11 protein-coding genes and 28 pseudogenes are annotated in these 24623 nt (G+C 73.7%); 7 read left to right on the top strand and 32 right to left on the bottom strand.

Annotated elements, in window-relative coordinates; translation table 11 throughout:
- Positions 1-499: 499 nt before the first annotated feature.
- The 5 pseudogenes from UK94_RS04820 to UK94_RS39950 form a co-directional block, all read right to left on the bottom strand.
- Positions 500-1268, bottom strand: a pseudogene (locus tag UK94_RS04820) (beta-ketoacyl-ACP synthase 3); the annotation flags it as partial.
- A 1-nt stretch (position 1269) separates the two neighbouring features.
- Positions 1270-1435 (bottom strand): annotated as a pseudogene (locus tag UK94_RS39965) (3-oxoacyl-ACP synthase); the annotation flags it as partial.
- A 337-nt stretch (positions 1436-1772) separates the two neighbouring features.
- Positions 1773-2313 (bottom strand): annotated as a pseudogene (locus UK94_RS39960) (MFS transporter); the annotation flags it as partial.
- Between the two features lies 1 nt (position 2314).
- Positions 2315-2361 (bottom strand): annotated as a pseudogene (locus UK94_RS39955) (hypothetical protein); the annotation flags it as partial.
- A gap of 1 nt (position 2362) precedes the next feature.
- Positions 2363-3191: pseudogene (locus UK94_RS39950) on the bottom strand (DHA2 family efflux MFS transporter permease subunit); the annotation flags it as partial.
- A 529-nt stretch (positions 3192-3720) separates the two neighbouring features.
- Here UK94_RS39950 and UK94_RS39945 point away from each other — a divergent pair.
- The 5 genes and pseudogenes from UK94_RS39945 to UK94_RS39925 all read left to right on the top strand — a co-directional run.
- Positions 3721-4227: pseudogene (locus tag UK94_RS39945) on the top strand (alpha/beta hydrolase); the annotation flags it as partial.
- 1 nt (position 4228) lies between these two features.
- Positions 4229-4557 (top strand): alpha/beta hydrolase (locus UK94_RS39940; protein ID WP_235486500.1); only part of this gene is annotated, 329 nt, incomplete at its 5' end.
- 1381 nt (positions 4558-5938) lie between these two features.
- Positions 5939-6469 (top strand): annotated as a pseudogene (locus UK94_RS39935) (class I tRNA ligase family protein); the annotation flags it as partial.
- Position 6470: 1 nt separating this feature from the next.
- Positions 6471-6740: pseudogene (locus UK94_RS39930) on the top strand (class I tRNA ligase family protein); the annotation flags it as partial.
- A 1-nt stretch (position 6741) separates the two neighbouring features.
- Positions 6742-7431 (top strand): class I tRNA ligase family protein (locus UK94_RS39925; RefSeq protein WP_235486498.1); only part of this gene is annotated, 690 nt, incomplete at its 5' end.
- Here UK94_RS39925 and UK94_RS39920 read toward each other — a convergent pair.
- The 20 genes and pseudogenes from UK94_RS39920 to UK94_RS04760 form a co-directional block, all read right to left on the bottom strand.
- Positions 7428-7601 (bottom strand): annotated as a pseudogene (locus UK94_RS39920) (hypothetical protein); the annotation flags it as partial. The gene UK94_RS39925 and the pseudogene UK94_RS39920 sit on opposite strands and share 4 nt — an antisense overlap.
- 1 nt (position 7602) lies before the next feature.
- A pseudogene (locus UK94_RS39915) lies at positions 7603-7731 on the bottom strand (hypothetical protein); the annotation flags it as partial.
- A 1-nt stretch (position 7732) separates the two neighbouring features.
- The coding region (locus UK94_RS04795; protein ID WP_235486496.1) for a heavy metal translocating P-type ATPase at positions 7733-10010 on the bottom strand (2278 nt) is incomplete at its 3' end.
- Positions 10011-10059: 49 nt separating this feature from the next.
- Positions 10060-10219, bottom strand: a pseudogene (locus tag UK94_RS04790) (heavy metal-associated domain-containing protein); the annotation flags it as partial.
- Position 10220: 1 nt separating this feature from the next.
- A pseudogene (locus UK94_RS72830) lies at positions 10221-10268 on the bottom strand (heavy metal transporter); the annotation flags it as partial.
- A gap of 668 nt (positions 10269-10936) precedes the next feature.
- A pseudogene (locus UK94_RS39910) lies at positions 10937-11135 on the bottom strand (porphobilinogen synthase); the annotation flags it as partial.
- 1 nt (position 11136) lies between these two features.
- Positions 11137-11298: pseudogene (locus tag UK94_RS39905) on the bottom strand (porphobilinogen synthase); the annotation flags it as partial.
- A gap of 1 nt (position 11299) precedes the next feature.
- The coding region (locus UK94_RS04785) for a porphobilinogen synthase (protein WP_235486494.1) at positions 11300-12055 on the bottom strand (756 nt) is incomplete at its 3' end.
- A gap of 95 nt (positions 12056-12150) precedes the next feature.
- A pseudogene (locus UK94_RS39900) lies at positions 12151-12370 on the bottom strand (uroporphyrinogen-III synthase); the annotation flags it as partial.
- A gap of 1 nt (position 12371) precedes the next feature.
- A pseudogene (locus UK94_RS39895) lies at positions 12372-12734 on the bottom strand (uroporphyrinogen-III synthase); the annotation flags it as partial.
- 1 nt (position 12735) lies between these two features.
- A pseudogene (locus UK94_RS39890) lies at positions 12736-12953 on the bottom strand (uroporphyrinogen-III synthase); the annotation flags it as partial.
- A 1-nt stretch (position 12954) separates the two neighbouring features.
- Positions 12955-13971: SAM-dependent methyltransferase (locus tag UK94_RS39885; protein ID WP_235486492.1), on the bottom strand; the 1017-nt coding region annotated here is incomplete at its 3' end.
- A 2-nt stretch (positions 13972-13973) separates the two neighbouring features.
- Positions 13974-14222, bottom strand: a pseudogene (locus UK94_RS39880) (hydroxymethylbilane synthase); the annotation flags it as partial.
- A gap of 1 nt (position 14223) precedes the next feature.
- The coding region (gene hemC, locus UK94_RS04775; protein ID WP_235486490.1) for a hydroxymethylbilane synthase at positions 14224-15182 on the bottom strand (959 nt) is incomplete at its 3' end.
- Positions 15179-16425, bottom strand: a pseudogene (locus UK94_RS04770) (glutamyl-tRNA reductase); the annotation flags it as partial. The pseudogene UK94_RS04770 and the gene hemC, both read right to left, overlap by 4 nt.
- A 1-nt stretch (position 16426) precedes the next feature.
- A pseudogene (locus UK94_RS39875) lies at positions 16427-16591 on the bottom strand (glutamyl-tRNA reductase); the annotation flags it as partial.
- Positions 16588-17451, bottom strand: a pseudogene (locus tag UK94_RS04765) (redox-sensing transcriptional repressor Rex); the annotation flags it as partial. The pseudogenes UK94_RS04765 and UK94_RS39875, both read right to left, overlap by 4 nt.
- A 1-nt stretch (position 17452) precedes the next feature.
- A pseudogene (locus UK94_RS39870) lies at positions 17453-17626 on the bottom strand (winged-helix domain-containing protein); the annotation flags it as partial.
- 1 nt (position 17627) lies between these two features.
- A pseudogene (locus UK94_RS39865) lies at positions 17628-17742 on the bottom strand (redox-sensing transcriptional repressor Rex); the annotation flags it as partial.
- A 170-nt stretch (positions 17743-17912) separates the two neighbouring features.
- A complete protein-coding gene (locus tag UK94_RS04760; protein ID WP_268761210.1) occupies positions 17913-18167 on the bottom strand; it encodes a glutaredoxin family protein in 255 nt (84 codons plus the stop codon).
- A 239-nt stretch (positions 18168-18406) separates the two neighbouring features.
- Here UK94_RS04760 and UK94_RS04755 point away from each other — a divergent pair, with 239 nt between their 5' ends.
- Positions 18407-19333, top strand: a complete 927-nt coding sequence (locus UK94_RS04755; RefSeq protein ID WP_011602207.1) for a sigma-70 family RNA polymerase sigma factor — start codon at positions 18407-18409, stop codon at positions 19331-19333.
- A 286-nt stretch (positions 19334-19619) separates the two neighbouring features.
- Positions 19620-20501 carry an HAD-IB family hydrolase gene (locus tag UK94_RS04750; RefSeq protein ID WP_041938828.1) on the top strand — a complete coding sequence of 294 codons (882 nt, stop codon included), beginning with the start codon at positions 19620-19622 and terminating at the stop codon, positions 20499-20501.
- A 49-nt stretch (positions 20502-20550) separates the two neighbouring features.
- Here the strand turns inward: UK94_RS04750 and UK94_RS39860 are convergent.
- The 7 genes and pseudogenes from UK94_RS39860 to UK94_RS32170 all read right to left on the bottom strand — a co-directional run.
- Positions 20551-21085 (bottom strand): annotated as a pseudogene (locus tag UK94_RS39860) (hypothetical protein); the annotation flags it as partial.
- A gap of 1 nt (position 21086) precedes the next feature.
- Positions 21087-21139: pseudogene (locus UK94_RS39855) on the bottom strand (hypothetical protein); the annotation flags it as partial.
- Between the two features lies 1 nt (position 21140).
- Positions 21141-21858, bottom strand: a pseudogene (locus UK94_RS39850) (glycerol acyltransferase); the annotation flags it as partial.
- Between the two features lie 315 nt (positions 21859-22173).
- Positions 22174-23077: pseudogene (locus tag UK94_RS04740) on the bottom strand (NAD-dependent epimerase/dehydratase family protein); the annotation flags it as partial.
- Position 23078: 1 nt separating this feature from the next.
- Positions 23079-23186: pseudogene (locus tag UK94_RS39845) on the bottom strand (epimerase); the annotation flags it as partial.
- A gap of 242 nt (positions 23187-23428) precedes the next feature.
- The gene (locus tag UK94_RS04735; protein ID WP_041938826.1) at positions 23429-24292 is read right to left on the bottom strand and encodes an SAM-dependent chlorinase/fluorinase; all 864 of its coding nucleotides are present in this window, start codon (positions 24290-24292) and stop codon (positions 23429-23431) included.
- Between the two features lie 227 nt (positions 24293-24519).
- Positions 24520-24618 carry an AURKAIP1/COX24 domain-containing protein gene (locus tag UK94_RS32170; RefSeq protein WP_003948845.1) on the bottom strand — a complete coding sequence of 33 codons (99 nt, stop codon included), beginning with the start codon at positions 24616-24618 and terminating at the stop codon, positions 24520-24522.
- Between the last annotated feature and the right edge of the window lie 5 nt (positions 24619-24623).

Below are 24623 nucleotides of genomic sequence, written 5' to 3'. Positions count from 1 at the left end.
GATCGATAGGCGAGCCTGGCCTAGCCGGGGGTCCCCCGACGGGTGGTTCGCCGCAGCAGCGGACTTTCCGGCCGGGCCACCCCGCGGATGGCCCGTTCGGGCGTGAGCACTCTCACCCCGCGCGACGCCGAAGGCGCAATTCCTCGCGGTCGTACTCGGCAGCGCGCTCTTCGCCGCGGTCGGCGCGTTCATGGCGGCCACCCTCGGCCACGAGCCACGGTTCGCCGCGATCTGGTTGCCGGCGGGGATCGTCGGCGGCGTCGGGATCGGCGCCGTGCTCACCGGGCTGTCCTCGATCTCGGCCGTCTCGGTGCCCCCGATCCGATTCTCGGTCGGCACCGGGCTGACGCTCACCGCGCGCCAACTCGGCGGCGCCGTCGGGGTCGCCGTCATGGCCGTGCTCCTCACCGGCGACACCCCCGACCCGCTGGGCAATTCTCTCGACGTCTACTGGTTCTGCGCGATCGCCGCCTTCGGCGCGATGCGCGCGGTGCCGGCCTCAGGGACAGCGCACGATCTGGCCGGCGTAGGACAGACCACCGCCGAAGCCGAAGAGCAGCACCGGGGCGCCCTTGGGAATCTCGCCGCGTTCGACGATCTTGGAGAAGGCCAGGGGGATACTGCCGGCGGACGTGTTACCGGATTCCACCACGTCGCGGGCGATGACGGCGTTCACCGCACCGATCTTGTGGGCGAGGGGCTCGATGATCCGCAGATTGGCCTGGTGGAGCACCACGCCACCCAGTTCCTGGGGGGTGATGCCGGCACGTTCACACACCTGCCGGGCGACAGCGGGCAGCGCGGTGGTCACCCAGCGGTAAACGGCCTGCCCCTCCTGGGAGAAGGTGTTCGTCGGGGTCTGGATGCGAATTGCATGTCCCATGTCGGGCACGGATCCCCAGACCACGGGACTGATCTCCGGCTGCTCGGCAGCGACGACCACGAGGGCGCCGGCACCGTCGCCTACCAGCACACAGGTCGTCCGGTCGGTCCAGTCGGTGAAGGCGGTCAGTTTATCCGCGCCGATGACCAGTGCCCTGGTCGCGGAGCCCGCGCTGATGGCGTGGTCGGCCGTGGCCAGGGCGTGGGAGAATCCGGAACACACGGTGTTGATGTCCAGGGCCGCAGGGGCAGGGATCCCCAGGCGGAGAGCCACCCGGGCCGCCGTGTTCGGAGAGCGGTCCACGGCCGTGCACGTGGCCACCACGACCAGGTCGATCTCGTCGGCAGCGAGTCCGGAGTTGGCCAGGGCCTTTTCTGCGGCTTGCNCAGCCATGTCCGCCACGGACTCGTCTTTTCCAGCAATATGCCGGGTGCGGATGCCCACCCGCGTTCTGATCCATTCGTCGCTCGTGTCGACGAGCTCCGTGAGGTCGTCGTTTGTCAGTATTCTGGTCGGCTGATAATGGCCGAGAGCCAGCACTCGAGAGCCCATTTCGGGAGNCATCCCCTTCAATCGACGGAAGGCTGGCCGCNCTCCTGTGCCGGGAGTGCGGCTCTGACCGTTGACCTNCATACGTTCTGGCGAGCCTGAACTCCCNCTCTAGCGCCGGACTGATATCAACCGTCTTTAGGGACCATCTACCTGCCCCCGCAGACGAATGTGGCACATCAGCCCTGGTCAACCGTGGTAGGTGAACAGGGAATGACCGGATCGCCACCGCCTGCGTCGTGGACCGAGTTATNCGTCGCGCTTCTGCCGGACACCGGGTCGACACGTATGCCTCCTGCACGGGATCAGCCCGTCACGGGCACCAGCGCGGGCGTGAGCGTCAGCGCGCCGGGCCGGCCGGCTGCGCCGGTGCGGGGGCGGGCCGGGGTGGGCGGGGCAGCAACAGGAGCGCCACCGCCCCGGCCACCGCCATCAGGGCCAACGGGAGCAGCAGGGTGTGGCGGAAGGCCGCGACCACGCCGCCGGCCGCGGTGGCGGGGATGTCGCCGGAGAGGTCGGCGCCCTGGTCCAGGCCGGCCCGGCTCGCCAGGTTCGACGCGAGCAGCACCGACGTCAGCGCGGTGCCGACGGAGACGGCGACCTGGTTGGTGATGTTCAGCAGGGTGCTGCCGGCGGCGGTGTCCCGGTCGGGCAGGTGACGCATCGCCGTCGTGATCGTGGGCATGATCGTCGCACCGGTCCCGATCCCGGTCACCGCCATCGACGTGAGCAGCTGCCAGTAGGGCGTGTCCCGTTCGAGCAGCAGCAGGGTGGTCAGCAGGCCGGCGGTCGCGATCACGATGCCCGCCCCGACGACGCGCGCCGGCGGAATCCGGTCGATCAGCCGGCTCGCGACCTGCAGCGACACCCCGGTGGTCAGCNCCTGCGGGATGGCCAGCAGTCCGGCCGCCGCCGGGCTCTGCCCCCGGNCGAGCTGCCAGTACAGCGGCACGATGAACATCGAGCCGAAGTAGGCGGCCGCGAACAGACCCAGCGTGCCGGCCCCGGAGGCGACGGCCCGCCGTCCCAGCAGGCGCACCTCGACCAGCGGGCGGCGCGTGCGCAGCCGCAGCGCCCGCAGCACGAACACGACGCACAGCGCCAGGCCGAGCAGCGCCGGGACCAGCACGGCCGCCGAAACCAGGGTGCCGCGCCGGCCGCTTTCCGCCAGCCCGTACACGACGGCGGCCAGCCCCGGCCCGATCAGCACGAGCCCCGGCACGTCGAGCCGCTCGCGGGCACCCGCGGGCGCGTCTCGCGGCAGCAGCCACAGCGCCAGCGGGATGGCCACCAGCGCGATCGGCACGTTGATCAGGAAGATCCACCGCCAGGAGTACTCGACGAGCCAGCCGCCGAGCGTCGGCCCGACGAGCGGGCCGACGAGCACGGGCAGGCCCAGCACGCCCATCGTGCGGCCCCGGACCTCCGGCCGCGCGCTGCGCATCGCGATCGTCATCGCGATCGGGTTGACCAGCCCACCGCCGATGCCCTGCAGCACTCGGAAGGCGACCAGCGAACCGATGTTCGGGGCCAGCCCCGCCAGCAGCGAGCCCAGCCCGAACAGGGCCAGCGCGGCGACGTAGACGCGGCGGGTGCCCAGGCGTGCGGCCAGCCATGCGGTCGTCGGCACCGCGACCGCCAGCGCCAGCGTGTACCCGGTGGTGACCCACTGAATCACCGCCAACGGGGCGTGCAGGTCGCGGGAGAGGCTGCGGATCGCGACGTTGGTGATGGTCACGTCGAGCACGACCATCAGCCCNCCGAGCACCAGCACGGCCAGCGTCAGCCGGGTCTGCCGGTCGATTCCCCCAGGCGGCGGCGATACTGCCGGCTCGGCCAGCGTCCCGGCCGACGGACTGGGATCCCGCCAGGGCGNGGCGGAAGCGTTCGCCCGGGCACCTGCGTGNGCGGGGCCGATCTCACCGGCCCGCGGGTTCGGCGCACCTGGACGGTCGGGGGCTGTCCTGGGCGAACTGCCTGCCATCACGGTCCTCCTCGGCCCGGGCCGTCCGGCGGAGTCTCCACCACACCCGGTCGCCCACCACCCTCAAACCTGAAGTCAACATGAAGTCAAGGCGACCGACGCCGGTGGATGAGTAAGACCAGCGGACGTCGGGCAGGTCGGCGATCCGAGCCGGCGAGGCAGAGCACGGCCAGGCCGTGCAGTAGGACAATCGCCCGGTTACAGGTCAGCATCGCCCTCGTCGCGGAGCCGAGGCGTACAACCGGTACCGCCAGGCGGGCTCCAACAGCTCAGACGGCCCAGGGCCGCGGAAAGGGAGGCGGCGATGGCCGTCAACCAGTGCCGAGTCGACGGGGTATCGGTCAGCTACACCGATACCGGTACCGGGCCGGTGTTCCTGTTCGTCCACGGCGTCTATGTGACCGGCGCTTTGTGGAAGGACCTCGTCGCCTCGCTCGGCGACCGGTACCGCTGCATCGTCCCGACCTGGCCCCTCGGCGCGCACGAGCCGGTGGGCGACGCGGACCTGAGCGCCGGGGCGGCCGCCCGTCGAATCGTCCATCTGATCGAGCTTCTCGACCTGGACGACGTGACGGTCGTCGCGAACGACACCGGCGGCGGGCTGGTCCTCACCGCCCTGGGGGACGACTCGTTGGACCTGTCCCGCATCGGCGGGCTCATCCTGACCAACTGTGACAGCTACGAGCACTTCCCGCCGGGGTCGTTCCGGCACATCGTCCGGCTGTGCCGAACCAGCCGCCGGCTCGGCGCTGTCGTGCTGGGCGCGCTCGCCAGCGGGCGCGGCCGTGCGTTCTTCCTGAAGGCGGTCTGCNCGACGGCTGTGCCTCGGGCAAGGCAGGACGAGATTTTCGGGCAGTTCGCGACGAATTCCGGTACCAGACGGGAGGCGGTGCGCGTGACGGCATCCCTCGACCCCGCCCTGACCATGCGGGCGGCTACCGCGATCGAACGGTTCTCCCGGCCCGTCGTGCTGGCCTGGGGCACAGACGACAAGCTCTTTCCGCTCGACCACGCCCGCCGGCTCGAGCAGGCGTTCCCGCACGCCCGACTGGTCGAGATCCCCGACAGTTCCACCTTCGTCATGCTCGACGCTCCCGATCGGCTCGCCAAGGTCATGACCGAGGCCGTCGACGCCCGATAGTCGCTTCTCCCACTCCCGCTTCTTCCGGTCGCTGTGACCCGTCGGTTGCTGTGACCCGTCGTATCGCTACGCCGGTTGGCACCAGGCCGGTCATGGGTTGAGCCGCGCCTGCCCGCAGCCGGCCTCTCCCGAGACCCCGTCACGGATGCCGGGCAGACTGTCGAGGGGGCCGGGGCCGACAGTGCGGTGGGCGAGCGGCACCAGGCTGGCCTGNTGGAATCGGTAGTAGTCGAGGGTCACCGTGTACGCGCCGGACGCGTCACTCGGCCCCGACGCGGTGACGACCGCCGCGGCGGGGACGGCGGCGGGGCGGCACGCCCACGTCGCGACGAAACCGGTTGATCCGCCGTAGGCGAGCCCGGCCTGACTCCCGGCGAGGGTGACCAGGCGCAGGTGACCGTCGACGTAGCGGAAGACGGCCGCGGTCCGGACGGACGCGCCCTGGTCGGCCTGAACGAACACCTCGGCGTGGCCATCGCGATCGGCGTCGGCCGCACCGAGGACGTGGATGTCGACGAACGCAGGGTCGCCGGCCCGAAAACGGACCGAGTCCGTGCCTCCGCCGGTGTAACGGGCCTGGAGCGTCCCCGGCCGGGGGATGGTCAGGGTGTCCGGTCGACCGTCACCGTCGACATCGCCGTCCAGGGCGGCTTCCGACCGGACCGGCGTCGTGCTCGTGCTCGGTGTGCGGTTCGCGGTCGGCCTGCGGGTGGTCGTCGGCGTGCGGGTGGTCGTCGGCGTGCGGGTGGTGGTCGTGCTCGTCGTCGCTGTGCCCGCGGTGGCGGTCGGCGTCGCGGAGATCCCCGTGGTGACGGCACCGCCAGGTGTCGGGGCACCCGACGCTCGGTCGTCGGCGCAGGCGGCGAGGAGGAGCGTCCCGGCGAGGATGGCGAGTCCGGGACGGAGGCGGCTGCGAGGCACGGCATTCCTTCGGTCACATGCTGCTACCTGGCGGATGATCGGATGCCCACGGCACACCACTCCCGGTCAGCCGTGCGTTGTTCACCGATCACCCCACAGGCGTGCCGCTGCCGTGCCGCGGGTGTGCCACCACAACGTGGCCGTCTGCCGGCGGGGGGAGGTGGTCGGCGGGGGGACTCACCGACGCCGAGGTCAGTGTCCATGCCGGTGTGGCCCGCAAGCCGTAGGCGGGCCGGGTCGTGCGCGGCGGCCGCGGTCGGGGCGGGCGGGTAGGATTTCCCTGTGTCGACGGCACGTGTCACCGCCGAGGCGGCGAGCCCCCGGATGATGCTGATGTCCATGCCATCCGGCCTTTTCCGCGCGTCCTGACAGACCACCGATGAGGCCCCGACGGAGCCTCATCAGCGAGGTTGCGCACCGGGGCGGGAGGATCCGAAACCGATGGGTCGCTACTTCGTGNCGACGGCCATCCCGTACGTCAACGGCAAGCCGCACGTGGGGCACGCGCTGGAGCTGGTCGAGACCGACGCGTTCGCCCGGCACCTGCGGGCGCGCGGTGACGAGGTCCGGTGTCAGACCGGCACCGACGACAATGCGCTGAAGAACGTCCAGGGCGCCGAGGCCGAGGGAATCACCCCCGCGGAATACGTCGAGCGGGTGGCCGCCCGCTTCATCTCCCTGCGCGAGCCGCTGAGCCTCTCCTTCGACGACTTCATCAAGACCAGCACCGACCCGCGGCACCGGCCCGGCGTGGAGAAGCTCTGGGCGGCCTGCGCCGAGCGCGGCGACTTCTACCGCAAGAGCTACGCCGGCCTGTACTGCGTCGGCTGCGAGCTGTTCTACTCCCCCGACGAGCTGGTCGACGGCCGCTGCCCGGAGCACGGCACCGTGCCGGACCTCGTCGAGGAGAGCAACTGGTTCTTCCGGCTGAGCCGCTATCAGGACCAGTTGCACGAGCTCATCTCCACCGACCGGCTGCGTATCGAGCCGGNCACCCGCAAGCGCGAGGTGCTGTCGTTCATCGAGGCCGGGCTGGAGGACTTCAGCGCATCCCGGAGCATGAGCCGGGCGCGCGGCTGGGGCATTCCGGTGCCCGGCGATCCCGACCAGGTCATCTACGTCTGGTTCGACGCCCTCGGCAACTACATCACCGCACCCGGGTACGGCACCGACGACGCCACCTTCCAGCACTGGTGGAACGACAGCGACGCCCGCGTCCACGTCATCGGCAAGGGCATCATCCGGTTCCACGCCGTCTACTGNCCGGCGATGCTGCTCTCCGCCGGCGTGCGCCTGCCCGACACCATCTTCGTGCACGAGTACCTCACCGCGGACGGCCAGAAGATCTCCAAGTCGGCCGGGAACGCGGAGGACCCGGCGGACATCGTCGCCGCGTCCAACACCGACGCGCTGCGGTGGTGGATGCTGCGCGACGTCGCCCGCAGCGGCGACACCGACTACACCACCGAGCGGCTGCTCGCCCGCGCCAACGAGGACCTGGCGAACAACATCGGTAACCTGGTCAACCGGACCGTGTCGATGGTGAAGCGCTACCGGGACGGGGTGATCCCGCCCGTCGCGGCGGACAACCCGGGGGCAGCGGCGCTGCGGGCGGTTCGGGAGCAGGCCCCGGCGACGATCGATGCGGCGTTCACCGCGTTCGACTTCCGCCGCGCCGCCGAGGCCGTCACGGCGATCGGCAACGAGGGCAACCGCTACGTCGAGGCCGCGCGTCCCTGGGACCTCGCCAAGGCCGAGCGCAAGGAGGACGCGGGCCCCGCCGCCCTCGACGCCGTGCTCGCCGAGCTGGTCGCCACCTGCCGGGAACTCGCGGCGCATCTCACCCCGTTCCTGCCCGACGCGGCGCCGCGCATCGCCGCCCAGTGCGGCGACGGCGGTCCCCGCGTCGCCGACCCCGCCCCGGTGTTCCCCCGCCTGGAGGCCCCGGCCTAGGAGCGCGCCGCGACCGTGGGGGCCGGCCGCGCGGACGGCAACGCCGCGGGGCCGGCTGGCGGCAGCGGGGCGAACCGACGCAGGCGAAGGCTGTTCGTCACGACGAAGACCGAGCTGAACGCCATCGCCGCGCCGGCGATCATCGGGTTGAGCAGCCCAGCCGCGGCCAGNGGGAGCGCCGCCAGGTTGTAGGCGAAGGCCCAGAACAGGTTCCCCCGGATCGTGCGCAGGGTGGCCCGGGCCAGCCGGATCGCGTCCGCCACCAGCCGCGGGTCGGCGTTGACCAGGGTCAGGTCGGACNCCTCGATCGCCGCGTCGGTCCCGCCGCCCATCGCCAGCCCGAGGTCGGCCTGGGCCAGCGCAGCGGCGTCGTTCACCCCGTCGCCGACCATCGCCACGACCCGGCCCTCGCCCTGCAGCCGGCGGACCGTCGCCACCTTCTCCTCGGGCAGCACCTCGGCGATGACGTCCTCGGGCGCGATCCCGACCTCGGCGGCGACCGCGCGGGCCACGGCGTGGGCGTCCCCGGTCAGCAGGACCGGATGCAGGCCGAGGCGGCGCAGGGCGGCGACCGCCTCCGCGGCGGTGGGCCTGACCGTGTCGGCGACGCTGATCAGCCCGCGCGCGGCGCCGTCCCAGCCGACCACGACCGCGGTGCGCCCGGCATCGCGCTCCCGCGCCAGGGCGTCCGCGAGCTCGGCCGGCAGCTCGGCGAACAGGCGGGCCCGGCCGACGACGACCGCCCGGCCCTCGACGGTGCCGCGCACGCCGAGCCCGGCGTCGCTGGCGAAGTCCGTCACCGGCGGCAGCGACCCGCCGGCGGCGGCCCGGGCGGCGTCGGCGACGGCGCGGGCGATGGGGTGCTCGCTGGCGTCCTCGGCCGCCCCGGCCAGGCGGAGCACGTCGGCGGCGCTCTCCCCCGGCGCCGGGTGGACGGCGGCCGTCCGCATCCTGCCGGTGGTGACCGTGCCGGTCTTGTCGAGCAGCACGGTCTGCACCCGCCGCGTCGATTCGAGGACCTCCGGGCCACGGATGAGGATGCCGAGCTGCGCACCCCGCCCCGTGCCGACGAGCAGGGCGGTCGGGGTGGCCAGTCCCAGCGCGCACGGGCAGGCGACGATCAGGACGGCGACCGCGGCGGTGAACGAGGCCGTCGCCGGCTGCCCGGCGGCGAGCCAGGCACCCAGGGTGATCAACGCGGCCGTGATCACGGCCGGGACGAAGACCGCCGAGATCCGGTCGGCCAGCCGCTGGACGCGCGCCTTGCCGCTCTGGGCCTGCTCGACGAGCCGCGCGATACGCGCGAGCTGCGTGTCGGCGCCGACCCTGGTGGCCTGCACGATGAGACGACCACCCGCGTTCACGGTCGCGCCGACCACCGGATCCCCCGGCCCGACCTCCACCGGCACCGACTCGCCGGTGACCATGCTCGCGTCGACCGCGGAGACCCCCTCCAGCACGACCCCGTCGGTCGCGATCTTCTCGCCGGGGCGGACGACGAACTCGTCGCCGGGGCACAGCTCGTCGACCGGGATCCGCGTCTCGACCATCAGACCCCCGGGCCCGGACACCGGACGGCGGACCGTCACGTCCGTCGCCCCGAGGTGCAGCAGGGCACGCAGCGCGGCACCGGAGCGGCGCCGAGCACGCAGCTCAAGGAACCGTCCGGCAAGCAGGAACACCGTGACCCCGGCGGCCACCTCCAGGTAGATCGCGGTGGCGCCGCCGGAGTGCCCGCCGGCGCCGTGGGACATTCCGCCGCCGTGGGACATTCCCGCACCGGCGGTGCCGGTGCCGACGTCGGACAGGCCGCCGGTGAACGAGAACGAGTGCCGCATCCCCGGGTCACCGGCCCCACCAAAGACCAGCGCGTAGAGCGACCACCCGAAGGCCGCGAGCGTGCCGAGGGAGACCAGGGTGTCCATGGTGGCCGCACCGTGCCGGGCGCCGCGAGCCGCCGCGGCGTGGAAGGGGCGGCCGCCCCAGAAGACGACCGGTGTCGCCAGCGCCAGGCTGACCCACTGCCAGTAGTCGAACTGCCAGGCGGGCACCATCGCGAGCACGACCACCGGCAGCGCCAGCACCGCCGAGACGGTCAGGCGCCGGCGCATCGCCCGCAGATCCGCGCCGTGGCGCCCTGCCTCGTCGTCCGCGGCGCTTTCCGCATCGCCGCCGGCGCCGGCCGCATCGCCGGTGGACTCCGTGGCGTCGTCCGAGCCGACGGCGGTCGAACCGACGGCGGTCGAACCGCCCGCTCCTGTCGCGGTCGCCGTCGCGCGGCCTTGCCCGGCGGGCGGCCGCATCGCGGCGGCGGGCAGGTTTGCCGTGTAGCCGGCGGCCTGCACGGCCCCGATCAGCTCGTCGATCGTCACGGGACCCCCCGTGCCTGCCGTGTCGGCCGGCGCCGGCCGGGCGAGGGTGATGGTCGCCTTCTCCGTGGCGTAGTTCACCGAGGCGCTCACGCCGTCGATCCGGTTGAGCTTGCGCTCCACCCGCGCCGCGCAGGACGAGCAGGTCATGCCGCCGATCGCGAGTTCGACCCGGGCCGGCTCACCGGCCTCGACCCCGACGTTGGTCACGCGCTTCCCCTCCCCGGTCCGCCCGGCGACGCACTGCCCGCGGGCTCGGTCAGGCCCGGCCGACCAGTTCGAATCCGGCCTCGGTCACGGCCTCGCGGACGGCGCCGTCCGCCAGCTCCCCGGCGCTCACGACCGTGACCCGGCTGCCCGCGAGATCCACCGCGACGCTGGACACCTCCGGCAACCGCTCCAGCTCCTCGGTGACGGAGNGGGCGCAGTGCTCACAGGTCATTCCGGTCACGGTGTAGGCGGTCGCGGNCATCGCGGTCCTCGTCTCCTCAGCCACAGTCCACAGGCCGAGCGGATCCGCCCGGCAGCCCGAACATACCCCTCCCCCGTATGGCACACAATTACCCCCCAGGGGTACCTGCGACACGGCGACGCAAGTCACGGGAACAGACCTGGACGCGCTTCCCGCAACCCCTGGCCGCGGCGCTGCGCCCCCGCCCAGCCTCCCGAACTTCCCCACCCGCCGGCCGGGCCGGGAAACCCCGCCCGACCCCTGCGCCCGGCAACGCCCTGACCAGCGATCGAGCGCAGGCCGGGCCAAACGGGGTGATCCCCCGGACGGGGGATCACCGCCTGGTGGCCTGGGAGAACGCCGGCGACGTGCGGCCCGGCGACGCGCGGCCCGCGCCGGGTACCCGCCTGCGGCCGGTCGAGTCGGCCGCCCGGCGCCACCATCGACGCATGCCGGAGAAGCCTCACACCGGCGCGCCGCCGCTCAGCGCCCGCCACCATCTGGCCGCACGCCTCCCACCAGTCCGATCGTCGAACGCCCCCGCAATCCGGAGCCCTCGGCGGGCGATTTATCCCTCCGGACAGGCGGGACAGCTGGAGCTGGACCGCACCAGGGTGGGGCCGACTCGGGAGCGGCGAGGGCGGGAGCGACGAGGGCGGGAGCGATGCCGGCAGCGGCGAGGGGGTCAGCGGGGGGCGGCGAGGCCGCGAGCGACCTCGACGGCCCAGTAGGTGAGGATGATGTCGGCGCCGGCGCGGTGGATCGCCGTCAACGTCTCGGCGATCGCCCGGTCCCGGTCGATCCACCCCGCGGCGGCGGCGGCCTCGACCATCGCGTACTCGCCGGAGACCTGGTAGGCGGCGACGGGCACGTCCACGGTGTCCNCGACCGCGCGCAGCACGTCCAGGTACGCCAGCGCCGGCTTGACCATCACGGCGTCGGCGCCCTCGGCGAGATCCAGCGCCACCTCGCGCAGCGCCTCGGCCACCGAGCGGGCCGGGTCCTGCTGGTAGCCGGTGCGGTCGCCGAACTGGGGGGCGCACTCGGNCGCCTCGCGAAACGGGCCGTAGAACGCCGAGGCGTACTTCGCCGAGTAGGCGAGGACCGGCAGGTCGGTGAAGCCCTCGGCGTCCAGCGCCGCCCGGATCGCGCCGACCTGGCCGTCCATCATCCCGCTCGGCGCGACGACCTCGGCGCCGGCGCGGGCCTGCGCCACGGCGATCGAGGCGTAGCGCGCCAGGGTGGCGTCGTTGTCGACCTCGCCGGCGTCGGTCAGCAGGCCGCAGTGGCCGTGGTCGGTGTACTCGTCCAGGCACAGGTCGGTCATCAGCACTATGTCCCCGCCGACCTCGGCGACGAGGTCGGCCAGCGCGAGCTGGACGATCCCGGCGGGGTCGTCGGCGGCCGAGCCCCGGGCGTCCTTCGCCGCCGGCACGCCGAACAGGATCAGCCCGCCGACCCCGGCCTCGACCGCCTCGACGGCGGCCTTGAGCAGCGACGAGCGGGTGTGCTGGACGACGCCGGGCATCGAGGTCAGCGCAACCGGCTGGTCCACACCCTCCTTGACGAACAGCGGCAGGACCAGGTCCGCCGGGTGCAGCCGCACGTTCGACACGAGCCGGCGCAGGGCGGGCGAGCGGCGCAGCCGGCGGGGCCGTGCCGCCGGAAACCCGGCCGACCCCGAACCGGCCGAGCCCGAACCGCCCGAGCCCGGGCTCCCCGGGCCGCCCGACCCCGACCTCGCCGGACCGGAGTTTCCCGCCCCTGCGCCGCCGGCGCCCCGTGCTCCCGCTATCCCGCTCATCAGCCCCGCACCTCCCGACGATGACGACGACGGCCGGCCCACGCCGACGCTACCCGCCCCGCCGCTGCGGCTGGACAGGCCAGGAAGGCGCCGGCCTACCGCCGCGAGCCGCGGCGCGGCTTGGGCAGGCGGGCCGCAAGCGGACCGATCTTGCCCAGCTCCTCGCGGTGCTCGGCGGCGAACTCGGCGAGCGCCCCGACCAGAGCCGGGATGGACGCCTCCGGCGCCTGCACGTCGACGCGCAGCCCGAGTTCCTGGGCGGTCGCCGCGGTCGCGGGGCCGATGACGGCGATCACCGTGGTCTCGTGCGGCTTGNCGGCGATGCCGACGAGGTTGCGCACGGTGGACGAGGAGGTGAACACGACGGCGTCGACCCGGCCCCCCTTGAGCGCCTCGCGGATCGGGGCGGGCGGCGGGGCGGCCCGGACCGTGCGGTAGGCGGTCACGTCGTCGACCTGCCAGCCGCGGTCCTTCAGGCCCGCGACCAGGGTCTCGGTGGCGATGTCGGCCCGCGGCAGCAGCACCCGGTCGAGCAGGTCGAGCGACTCGTCGTACTCCGGCCAGTCCTCCAGCAGGCCCTCGCTGGACTGCTGGCCGGTGGGGACCAGGTCGGGACGGATCCCGAAGGCGCGCAGGGCCTCGGCGGTCGCCTCGCCGATCGCCGCCACCTTGACCCCGGNGAAGGCGCGGGCGTCCAGGCTGCGCTCCTCGACCTTCTCCTGCACGGCGCGCACGGCGTTGACGGAGGTGAAGGCGACCCACTGGTAACGCCCGGACACCAGGCCGGTGATCGCGCGTTCCATCGGGGCGGCGGTCCGCGGCGGCTCGACCGCGATCGTCGGCACCTCCAGCGGACTCGCACCGTGCGAACGCAGCAGGTCGGACAGGATCGCCGCCTNCTCCTTGGTCCGCGGCACCAGCACCGTCCAGCCGAACAGCGCCCGGGTCTCCCACCAGGACAACTTCGTCCGGGTGGCGACGACGGCCCCGACGGAGAGCACGACCTGAGTGATCGGCGCGGGGGCGGCGGTCAGCAGCGGCGCGACGTCCGCCTCGACCCGGTCGAGGGTCGAGGTGACGGTGCGCTGGTCGGTGGTGGTGCCGTCCACGGTGACCGCGATCGGGGTGTCCCCGGGGCGGCCGTGCTCCACCAGGGCCGCCGCGACCTTGCCGACCTCGGTCGGCGCCGCGGTGACCACGAGCGTGCCGGGCGCCTGGGCGAGCGCGGCCCAGTCGACGTCGCCGGGCGAGGGAACCGGCGCGCCGAACCCGCCGAACCCACCCGGGCTGCCCAGCCCCAGCGGCGACCCGAAGCCGGCGCCCAGCCCGCCGCCGAGGCCGCCGCCCAGCCCGGTCATCGGACGGGCGCCGAGCCGGCCGGCGCCGAAGGGCGGGCCGGTCAGCGGGCCCACGGGCTCGCCCACGCCGAACGGCGACGGCGCCGGGAGCGTCCCCGACGAGGAGAACACGCCCGACGTGCTGGCGAAGGTGATCGGCGAGCCGGGCGCGACACCGGCGTAGGTGGCCACCGCGGCGCCGGTGAGGACCCCGGGCACGACCCGGTAGGGAATCTTGGCCTTGGCGAGCGCCTGGGCGTCGGCGGCGCCGATGCGGGTCAGCCACGGGTCCGACGCGTAGAGCCGGACGACCCTGTCCCCGGCACGGGCCCGGCTGACCACCGCGGCGGTGGCCGCCTCGGCGTCGCGGACCGGCTTGGACGCCTCCAGGTCCCCGATGCGCAGCACCTCGGCGGAGAGGTTCTCCACGACGGCGGGCGCGACGTCGGGGTCGGCGACGACGAGGTCGGCCGACGAGAGGGTCTCGACCGCGAGGACGGTCAGCAGGCCCGGGTCACGGGGGCCGGCACCCACGAGTGCGACCGGGGAGACGGGCTTCTTCGTGCGTCGGGTGGCCATGCTCAGCGAATTCCCATCAGCGAGTGTGCTCCGGCGGACAGCAGGTCGTCCGCGAGGCGCTGCCCGAGCGCCTCCGGGTCGACGGCGGACCCGGTCACGTCACGCCGGAGGACGGTGCTGCCATCCGGCGCGGCGACGACCGCCCGCAGGCGCAGTCGACCCGCGGGGGACGCATCGCCGGCCGGTGCCACAGTGCCGACGGCCGCCGCCGGCGCAGGCTCTGCCACTGCCAAAGCGCCGACCGGGGCGGTNCATCCAGCCTCGATCCCAGCGAGAAACGCGCGTTCCGCTCTGATCGCGACGGACGACGATGCGTCATCGAGCACAAACCGTAGCAGCTCGGCAAGGCCACCATCGAGCGGCTGACCATGATCTGACCGCGTTTGGCCACTGTTCCGTCCCACATCCGGACCCCGGCCCCGCCCGTCCCGCCCGGCCTCCGCGCCCGGGCGATCCCCGTCGGCGTGGTCCCCGGCCCCGGCCGCGACCAGCGCGCGGGCCGGTCCGGCCAGCCTGAGCCCGGCCTCCGCGGCGCACTCGACCGCCAGCGCGCCCTGGCCGGGCGCCGGCAGCATGACCTCGGGGTCGAGGATCTCCGTGACGGCGTCCAGACGGTCCAGGCGCGCCAGTCCCGCATAGGCGAGGACGACGGCGTCGACCTCGCCGTCGATGGCCTTCTTCAGCCGGGTGTCGACATTGCCGCGGATCGCGACCACGTCGAACCCGAGCCCGAGCGCCCGCAGCTGGGCGGCGCGGCGCGGGGCGCCGGTCGCGACCCGGGCGCCCGGCCCGAGCGCGGCGAGCCCCCGCCCGCTGGGCGAGACGAGCACGTCCCGGGTGTCCTCCCGGGTCGGGACGGCGGCGAGCACGAGGCCGGGCGGGGTGGCCGTCGGCAGGTCCTTCAGGGAGTGCACGGCCAGGTCGATCTCGCCGGCCAGCAGGGCGTCGCGCAGCGCGCTGACGAACACGCCGGTACCGCCGATCTGACTGATCTCCGCGGGCGACCGGTCACCGGCGGTTACGATCGGAACGAGGTCGACCGCGCAGCCCACCCTCTCCCGCAACTGCGCGGCGATCATGCCGGACTGGGTCAGGGCCAGCGCGGAACGACGCGTGCCCAGCCGCAGCCGGCGACCCGCGAACCGGGCGCGCAGCGTCGCGCCCAGGGCCGTCGGGTCGGTCTCGGTGCTGGTCGGCTCCATCGCCGTCACGAACGCTCCACAAGATCAAGATCGGGCGCGGACACCACGGCGGGCACCTCGCGCGGCAGATCGAACAGTTCCCGCAGGGCCTCGGCGTAGGAATCGCCGCCGGGCGCGCCGGCGAGCTGCTGCACCCGCACGGTCGGGGCGTGCAGCAGCTTGTCGACGACGCGGCGGACCGCGCCCTCCACCAGTTCCCACTCCCGATCGTCGAGGTCGGGCAGGCGGGAGTGCAACCGGGCAAGCTCGCCGTGCACGACGGAGTCGGCGTGCGCCCGCAGCGCGACCACGGTCGGCGCGACCCGACCCGCGCGGCGGCGGTCGAGGAAGCCCGCGACCTCGGTCGAGACCAGGGCGCGGACCGCCTCCACGTCGTGCGCCACCTGGGCGCCGTCGAGCGCGACCCGCAGCGCCTCCAGATCGATCAGGCTCACCCCGGGCAGGGCGCGCACGCCCGGGTCGATGTCGTGCGGCAGGGCCAGGTCGAGGAACACCAGCGGTCGCCCGCCGCGCCCGGGCAGCGCGGCGGCCACGAGGTCGTGGTCGACGACGAGACCGGTGGCGCCGGTCGAGGAGATCACCAGGTCGGCCATGAGGATCTCGTGCGGAAGGTCGGTCAGGCCGACGGCTCGGCCGTCGTGCATCTCGGCGACCCGAGCCGCCCGGGCCGGGGTCCGGTTGGCGATCACGATCTCCGTGGCGCCGGCCCGGCGGGCGGTCTGCGCCGCCAGCGAGCCGACCGCGCCGGCACCGATGAGCAGCACCCGGGCACCCGCCAGCGGCGGCGGCTCGGCCACGGGCGCGGCGAGCACCGCGGCGCCCCCGAGCTCGCCCGCGACCCCGCCCGGCGGCGCGACCGGCACGGCCGGCACCTCGCTGAGGATCCCGAGGCTGGAGGCGGCGAGCCGGATGCCCACCGCGACGATCGAGGCGCCGGCGGCGTCGATCGACGTCTCGGAGTGGGCCCGCTTGCCGACCCGCAGCGCCGCCTGGAACAGCCCGGACAGCGCGCTGCCCGCGACCCCGGCCGACTGCCCGGTCCGGAACGCGCCGCGCACCTGCCCGAGAATCTGCGACTCGCCGACGAGCATCGAGTCCAACCCGCAGACCACGGAGAACAGGTGGCCGACCGCGCGGGCGTCGTGGTGGACGTACAGATGGCCGGCCAGATCACCGAGATCGATCCCGGAGATGCGACTGAGCTGGTCGGAGATGTCGGCCACCCCGCCGTGGAAGGTCTCGACGTCGGCGTNGATCTCGGTCCGGTTGCAGGTCGAGAGCACGACCGCCTCGTTGACGTGCGCCGCGGCGGCGAGATCGTGCAGGACCTTCGGGGTGTCGTCGCCGGACACCGACGCCTGCTCGAGCAGCGAGGTCGGGGCGGTCCGGTGGTTGAGGCCCACCACCAGCAGGCTCACGACACCCCACCCCCCGCCAGACCCTGCGCGCGTCCTCCGGCCAGACCCCACCGGCGGTCGCCGGCGAACGGTGCGCCCGCGCCCGGCGGGGTGCCGCGGCTCGGCGGGGACGGCTCGCCGGTATGGACCCGGTGCGGTGCCGGCTGCCCGAGCCGGCTCTCCCGGACCGGCCCGACCTGACGAACCGCCTGCGCCGGCCGTGTCTGTCCGGCTTGACGAGTCACCCGCACGACCTCATCCGTCTCGGTCCTCACCCTGGTTGTCTCGCCCGAGGCGGTCTCCCCGGCCGAGCGCCCGTCCGCCGCGGTCTCGGCGGCGGGAAACCCCTGCGATGCCTGACGGGCTCGATCGGGCCACGCGCCGTCCGGCGACGCCCCGTCGGCGCCCGTCCCGTCGAGGCTCGCGACAGCGCCGGTGCCGGCGAGCGCCGGCCCACCGGGCGGTCCCTCGCGAGGCGCGGACGGACGTTTCCGTGCCTCATGGAAGGAAAGGATCTGAAGCTCCACGGCGAGGTCGACCTTACGCACGTCCACCCCTTCCGGCACCGACAGCACCGTGGGGGCGAAGTTGAGAATGCTCGTGACCCCCGCGGCGACCAGTCGGTCACACACCTGTTGCGCCGCGGCGGCCGGAGTGCAGATCACGCCGATCGTGACCGTGCACTCGACGATGACCCGCTCCAGCTCGTCCACGGGCCGGACGATCACCGAACCGACCCGTTCGCCGACCCGTTCCGGATCCGCGTCGACCAGAGCCACGATACGGAAGCCGCGGGCGTGGAACCCGCCGTAGCCGGCCAGGGCGTGACCAAGGTTGCCGACGCCGACGAGCACCACCGAGCGGTCCTCGGTGAGGCCGAGNTTCGCGGCGATGCAGTCGAGCAGGACGTCGACCTCGTAACCGACGCCCCGCGTCCCGTAGGAACCGAGGTGGGAAAGGTCCTTGCGGACCTTCGCCGGGGTGACGCCGGCGGCGGCGGCCAGGGTGTCCGAAGACACAGTGTGCACCCCACCCTCCGCGAGCGTGGTCAGTACCNGGAGGTAGAGGGGCAGCCGGGCGACCGTGGCCTCCGGCACCACGGAGCGGCCGGAATGCGGTTCACTGCGGGCTCGTCGCCGGATCACCGCTGGGCGACGCCGGGGCTGGCTCATCCGCGGCTCCGATCTGTGGGCGCGCGTCNCCGCCCGGAGCTGTGCGCCCGAACCCGTGGCCCCGCCGACCCTCCGCATGCGGTTGCCGGCGCCACAAGTCGGCTGTCGACGGGCAGTGTACGACTTCGTGAAGGGATTCACGAAGTGCTGGGGAGAGCCCGACCAGCGGATCAGCGACCCCCGCCGGAACGCAGGGACCACCGGCGTCCGGCCAGCGCCCGCCGCAGCCGCTCCTCCTCCACCCGCCAGTAACCGTGTTCCCGACCGTCGACCAGGATGACCGGCACCCGGTCGCCGTACTCGTCGGCCAGCCGCGGATCGGCGTCGACATCCGCTTCGCGCCACCCGACCCTCTCCTGCTCCGCCACCCGCGCGACCGCGTCCCGCGCGGTGTCGCACAGATGACAGCCCACCCGGGTGAGCAGGGTGATCCGAGNGCTCCCGCCGCCGGGCTGCGCCGATCCCGACCCGTCGTCGTCCATAACCCGATGGTAAGTCCGCCGCGAGGCGGCTTCCGCCGGTCACGACGGTGACCGGGACCGGCGCGACCTCGATCTACGACTGCCGCGCGTTCGTCTTGCGGCTACACTCAGCTACCTGCGCCCTCACGTGCACCGGGCCTGCCGGCCCGTCCTGTCGCGACTGCATCCTCCGGAGCCGGGCTGTGACCGACTGCACGCTCGCCGACCTCGCCGCCGGCCTCGCCGCGGTGCGGCGCGGTCCGGACGCGTGGCTGCGGTCGCCGGCTCCCCTACTGCCCAGCGACGCGCGGATCCGCGTGACCCTGCGCCGGTTCTGGTCGGCAGTCGCGGCCGTGGCCGTCCCCCTGCCGGCAGCCGGGACGCCCACCGAGACACCGCCCTCGGTGGGCGAGGCAGGTGGGGCGGGCGGCAGGGCAGGCGGGGGTGCCGAGGCGGTCCGGATGGGCCCCGCGGCACGCCGCGGTCGGCCTGCCCCCGAACAGCTCGGGGCTGGCAGCCCGACCCAGGGCCGCGGCACGGCCGCCCCCGAGGGACCGACGGAGTCGGAGCGCGCCGCCCTCGTCGCGCGGGCCCGCCAGGGCGACGCCGAGGCCTTCGGCCTGCTCTACGACCACTACGCCGAGCTGGTGTTCCGGTACGCGCTGTACCGGCTGGGCGGCGACCCCGTCGCGGCCGAGGACATCGTCAGCGAGACGTTCCTGCGAGCACTGCGCACCATCGGCGCGTTCCGCTGGCAGGGCCGCGACATCGGGGCGTGGTTCGTCACCATCGCCCGCAACCTGCTGATCGACCAGGCCCGCTCGGCGCGGCGCCGGTTCGAGATCCCGACCGCCGACATCCTCGCCGCGGCGGACGAGCGGGCCACCGCGCTCGCCGTGCCCGGCCCGGAGGAGTCGATCGTCGCCGTGCTGACCCACCGCGAGCTGCTGGACGCGGTCCGCCGGCTGCGCCCGGACCAGCAGGAGTGCATCGCACTGCGGTTCCTGGAGGGCCTGTCGGTCCGGGAGACGGCACTCGCGATGGGCCGCAACGAAGGTGCCGTGCGGGCGCTGCAGCTGCGCGCCCTGCGCGCCCTCGCCCGCAGCCTGCCCGCGGCGGGGCCGGCCTGACGGCCCGGGCACCCACCGGCGCCGGTGACGACGGATCTTCGGATCATCCGTGGACCACGACACCTTTCTTGCCCCACCGGCACTTTTGCGCCGCCGGATCTGAACCGCCTGCAGCCACCGACAGGGGTCGGGCCGTAGTCTGACGGCGTGCCGACGAACCGAGGTGTGGAATCTGACGCGCCGAGGTGGTGACGACGAGTGGGCGGTGGGCCTGTCACCGTCCGGGCCGAGCGTCACCGTCCGGGCCGAGCCCCTCGCTCCACCGCGAACTGCATGGAGATGACTGATGAGGGTGCGACGCAGGGGTGTGGCCGAGACCAGGCAGGCGGCCGAGGCGGCCGCCATCGCCGCGTTGAAGGTCGCGGCCGAAGAGGTTCCCCGGCCCCCGCTCGACGAGTCCGCCGCCGCGTTCTTCGACGTGGACAACACGATGATGGCCGGCGCCTCGATCTTCTACTTCGCCCGCGGCCTCGCCGCGCGGGACTTCTTCGACTCGCGTGACCTGCTCCGGTTCGGCTGGCAGCACGTCACGTACCGGCTGCGCGGCCACGAGAACCCGGACGGGATGCGCGACGCCCGGGAGACGGCCCTGGCCTTCGTGGCCGGGCGCTCGGTCGCCGAGATCGTCCGCTACGGCGAGGAGATCTACGACGAGCGGATGGCCGAGCAGATCTATTCCGGCGCGCACGCCCTGGCCCAGCAGCACCTGGACGCCGGCCAGCGGGTGTGGCTGGTCACCGCGACGCCCGTGGAGCTCGCCTCGGTCATCGCCCGACGTCTCAGCCTGACCGGCGCGCTCGGCACGGTCAGCGAGGTCACCGACGGCACCTACACGGGCCACCTGGTCGGCGGGCTGCTCCACGGCCAGGCCAAGGCCGAGGCGGTGCAGGCGCTCGCCGAGCGGGAGGGGCTGGACCTGTCCCGGTGCTGGGCCTACTCCGACTCGATCAATGATCTGCCGATGCTCTCGCTGGTCGGCCACCCGGTGGCGATCAATCCGGATCCCGACCTCAAGACGGTCGCCCGCGAGCGGGAGTGGCCGATCAAGGACTTCCGCACGGCCCGCAAGGCGGTCAGGATCGGCATTCCGGCCGCGGCCGGCGCCGGCGCGCTGGCCGGCGGCGTCGCCGCCGGGATGGCGCTGCGTCGCCGGGTGGCCAGCGTCTGATCGCCGCGGCCCGCCGCGGTCGGCCGGCCCGGCCGCGGCGTCGCTCGGCTCAGAAGAACACCGACCGGCGCTGCATCAGCAGGCTGTACAGCGTGTGCTGGATGGTCTCGCGGATGCGGTCGGTGAGTTCGAAGACGAGCATCGGATCGTCCGCCGCCTCCGCCGGGTAGGAATCCGTCGGCACCGGCTCCCCGAACTCGATGATCCACTTAGACGGCAGCGGGATCAGGCCCAGCAGGCCCAGCCACGGGAAGGTGGGCGTGATCGGCAGGTAGGGCAGGCCGAGCAGGCGGGCGAGCGACTTCGCGTTGCCGATCATCGGGTAGATCTCCTCGGCGCCGACGACCGTGCACGGGATGATCGGCACCCCGGTCCGCAGCGCGGCGGAGACGAAGCCGCCCCGGCCGAAGCGCTGCAGCGTGTAGCGCTCGCTGAACGGCTTGCCCACGCCCTTGAAGCCCTCCGGCCAGACTCCCACCAGATGCCCCGCGGTGAGCAGCCGCTCCGCGTCCGCCTGACAGGCCAGCGTGTTACCGATCTTGCGGGCCAACGGGGCGAGAAAAGGCACGGCGAACACCAGGTCGNCCGCGAGCATCCGCAGGTTGCGGTGGGCGGGATGGTGATCGAGGATCGCCATCNCCATCATCAGCGCGTCCATCGGCAGGGTGCCGGAATGGTTGGCCACCACCAGCGCGCCGCCGACGTCGGGAATGTTCTCCAGCCCGCGCGTCTCGACCCGGAAGTAGTCGCGGTAGACGGGGCGCAGCAGCGGTGCGATCACGTGCTCGGTGAGGTCGGGATCGAACCCGTGCTCGTCGACGACGTAGTCGCCGGTGATGCGCCGGCGCAGGAAGGCCAGTACGCCGGCCAGGGCCGTCTCCAGGTCGCCGGCCTCGAAGCCGCCGCGGTCGCTTTCGGTGGTGCCGTCCTCGGCGCTGCTTGCGGCACCGCCGTCCACGCTGATCCGCGGGACCTGCCTCGCGGTGGCGCCCGGTCCGGAGCTCGCCCGGTCGCCGGCGGTGCGCCCTGCGGAGGTGCGGCCCGCGGCGGTGCGACCACCGCCGGTGCGGTCTGCTGCGGTACGGCCGGTGCCGGTGCTGGTGCCGGTGCGGTCGCTGCCGGTGCCGTCACGGGTGGCGGCGGTGGCGGGGTCGGTGACGGCGGCCGGGTCGCCGGCGGCACGGTCGGTGGGCCCTGGGCGGCTGGTAGGCCGCTTCGCTCGTGAGGGGCGGGCGCCGTTGAGCCGATGCACACCCGGGTCGACCCGCCGTCGGGGAGCGGGCTCGCCGGCATCCGCAGCGGCCGAATCGACGCTCCCCGCAACGCCGTGGGTGGCGGCCGCGGACGCCCCCGTCATCGCATCCGCCGCCGGGGCGTCCGCCGACAGGGCACCCGACGGTGGGGCATCCGACGGTGGGGCATCCGCCGCCGGGGCATCCGACGGTGGGGCGTCCGCGGCGGATCCGCCGGGCCGCGCGGGCCGGGCCGCCGGAGTGCGGGCGGCGGGTCGCGGGCGGGCGCGGCGGGCCGGGCGGGCGCCGTCCGCCAGGCCCGCTCGCTCCTCGCTGTTCAGCGGGATGATCTGCGCGTCCCCCCGGGACTCGTCACGGTCCGCCATGCGCTGCGCCCTCCCCCGTCCGCCGTGGCCGGCCGTTCCCACCCGTCGGAGGCGTCACGGCGAACCCACCAGCCGGCGCCGGTCCAGCGAGCCGAGCAGGCCGTGCTCGATCCGGGACACCAGCTCGTGGTCGATGGTGAACCGCAGGTCGCGATACCGGACGAAGTTGTCGAAGGTCTCCACGGTCGAGTATCGGGGCCGGTACCCGAAGACCGTCTTCAGGCGGGCGGTGTCGACCGCGCGCCCGTGGGCGAGCAGATCGAGCTGCTCGGCGGAGAAGTCGACGAGCCGCAGCCGGCGGGCAACGCCGCCGAGCGCGCCGATCGCCGGAAAGGGCACCGGCAGGTAGGGGCGGCCCGCCCGACGGATCGCCTGGGAGAGCAGCAGCACCCCGTCCCCGGCGACGTTGAACGTGCCCGCGTGGTCGCCGCGGGTCGCGCGCAGGAGGACCGCGAGGGCGTCGTCGGAGTGCAGAAGCTGGATGCGAGGGTCGAAGCCGAGCACCGTCGGCACCACCGGCAGGTCCAGGTACCGGGCGAGCGGGCTGTCCACCTGCGGACCAAGGATGTTGGTGAAGCGCAGCACCGTGACCGCGATGTCGGGTCGGCGCCGGCTGAAGCCGCGCACGTAGCCCTCGACCTCGACGGCGTCCTTCGCGTAGCCGCCGGTGGGCAGGGATCGCGGCTCGGTGTCCTCGGTGAACAGCGCCGGGTCGCGCGGGGAGGAGCCGTAGATCGACGTCGTCGACTTCACGACCAGCCGGCTGACGCTCCTCGCCTTCTGGCAGGCGGCAAGGAGCTGCATCGTGCCGATCACGTTGATCTCCTTCATCGCGGCCCGGCCGCCCGCCCCCAGCGGGGTCGCGATGACGTTGAGATGCAGCACCGTGTCGACCTCCGTGGTGGAGATGACCTTGGCGATCAACGGGTGCCGGATGTCGGCGCGGACGAACCGGGTGNGACCGAGATCCGCGTCGGGCGCCGCCGTGTCGACCCCGACCACGGCCTCGATGGCGGGATCCGCGGCGAGAGCCATCGCCACCTGGGCACCCAGCGGCCGCGCGACACNGGTAACCAGCACCCGGCGTGGTCTCATGACAGTCTCCCCGCAACGCCCGCAGGTGTCCCTCCGGCGCCGGGGCCGCACGGGCCCGCCGGATTGACCCGTCGGCCACCTTCGATCGCCGGTGGCCGTACCCGGTCGGGGACGATGCACGCGACCCCGCCGCGGTCATCGTACGCCCATACTTCCTACCCTCACTGCGCAGCGTGAGATTATTCGGCGTGTCGACTACAGCATGTGAACATCGTCAGGCGGGGAGCGGCAGATCCTGGACGATGCGGAACGCCGAGGGGTCCCGGGGAAGCTGCGCGATCACGACCGCGTCCTGGCGGCGCAGCCGCAGTGCGTCCGACGCCCGGCCGCAGTTCACCGCGATCATCACGCGGCGCAGGGCGTCCTCGCACACGGTGACTCCGCCCCGCGGCACCTCGCCGTAGGTCTGCGTGAAGGTCAGCCGCATGAGCCGGTTGCCGGCCCGGACCTCGACCCGATCGCCGAGCAGGATGCCGGCGGCCTCCAGGTCGATGCGGGTCACGTTCAGCGAGAGGTTGCCGAAGTGGTCGATGGAGACGACCTCACCGTGGACGTGATCGTCGTCGACGCTGCACGCGCGCGGCCGGAACCGGGTGAGCGAGGCGGCGTCGAGCCGCGGACCGACGTCCGTCAGTTCCAGGCCGGCCGCGAGCCGCGCCGCGACCGGCGCGTAGACGTCCCGGCCGCGGAACACCGCGGTGGGCAGCGGCAGCCACAGCTCCCGGTTGGCGATCTCGTGGACGTCCGCGATCCCCCCGAGGGCCTCCCAGGCCAGGGAGGCCACGCCGTTGTCCGGGCACACGAACACCGAGCCGTCGGTGGTGCGGACCGCGACCCCGCGGGTGTAGCCGTCGGCGTCGAGGCGCTCGACGACGACGAGGTGGATCCCGGCCGGCAGGTAGCCGACCGCCCCGGCGAGTGTGATCGCCGCATGCCCCACGTCCTGGGGCGCGATCGAGTGGCAGACGTCGAGAACGCGCGCGGACGGGGCGTGCCGCGCGATGACCCCGTGGCACACCCCGACGCAGGCGTCGTCGACGCCGTAGTCGGACAGAAAGTTGATCCACGATCCCGTCATGCCGTCCCCCTGCCCGCGGACCGGCCGCGCTGCCGCCCCCGCGGAGCAAGCCTGCCACAGAGTCATGGCTTAAGCACGCAGAGCGACGCGGCGAGGCTCCTGTCAGCACGGGAGACCTACGCCAGGCAGTGATGAAACGTCGAAAGACGTCGATGACGGGGAACGTGGGCCCAGCCGACCATCCGCCGGCCGCCGGCTTGTCCCCCCGCCGGCCGTGGGCCGGGAACCTACTTCTTGTTGCGACGCTGAACGCGCGTGCGCTTCAGCAGCTTGCGGTGCTTCTTCTTGGCCATCCGCTTGCGACGCTTCTTGATGACTGAGCCCACGTACC

Source organism: Frankia sp. AvcI1 (assembly GCF_001420875.1).
Lineage (GTDB): Bacteria > Actinomycetota > Actinomycetes > Frankiales > Frankiaceae > Frankia > Frankia alni.
Note: the sequence above shows the minus strand (reverse complement) of the source record. Positions and strands in the feature narration are given on the sequence as shown.

What these genes read in the sequence shown, in the direction of transcription:
- UK94_RS04750 (WP_041938828.1), top strand. Translation starts at nt 19,620, where the DNA reads ATGAGGGTGCGACGCAGGGGTGTGGCCGAGACCAGGCAGGCGGCCGAG.
- UK94_RS04735 (WP_041938826.1), bottom strand. Translation starts at nt 24,292, where the DNA reads ATGACGGGATCGTGGATCAACTTTCTGTCCGACTACGGCGTCGACGAC.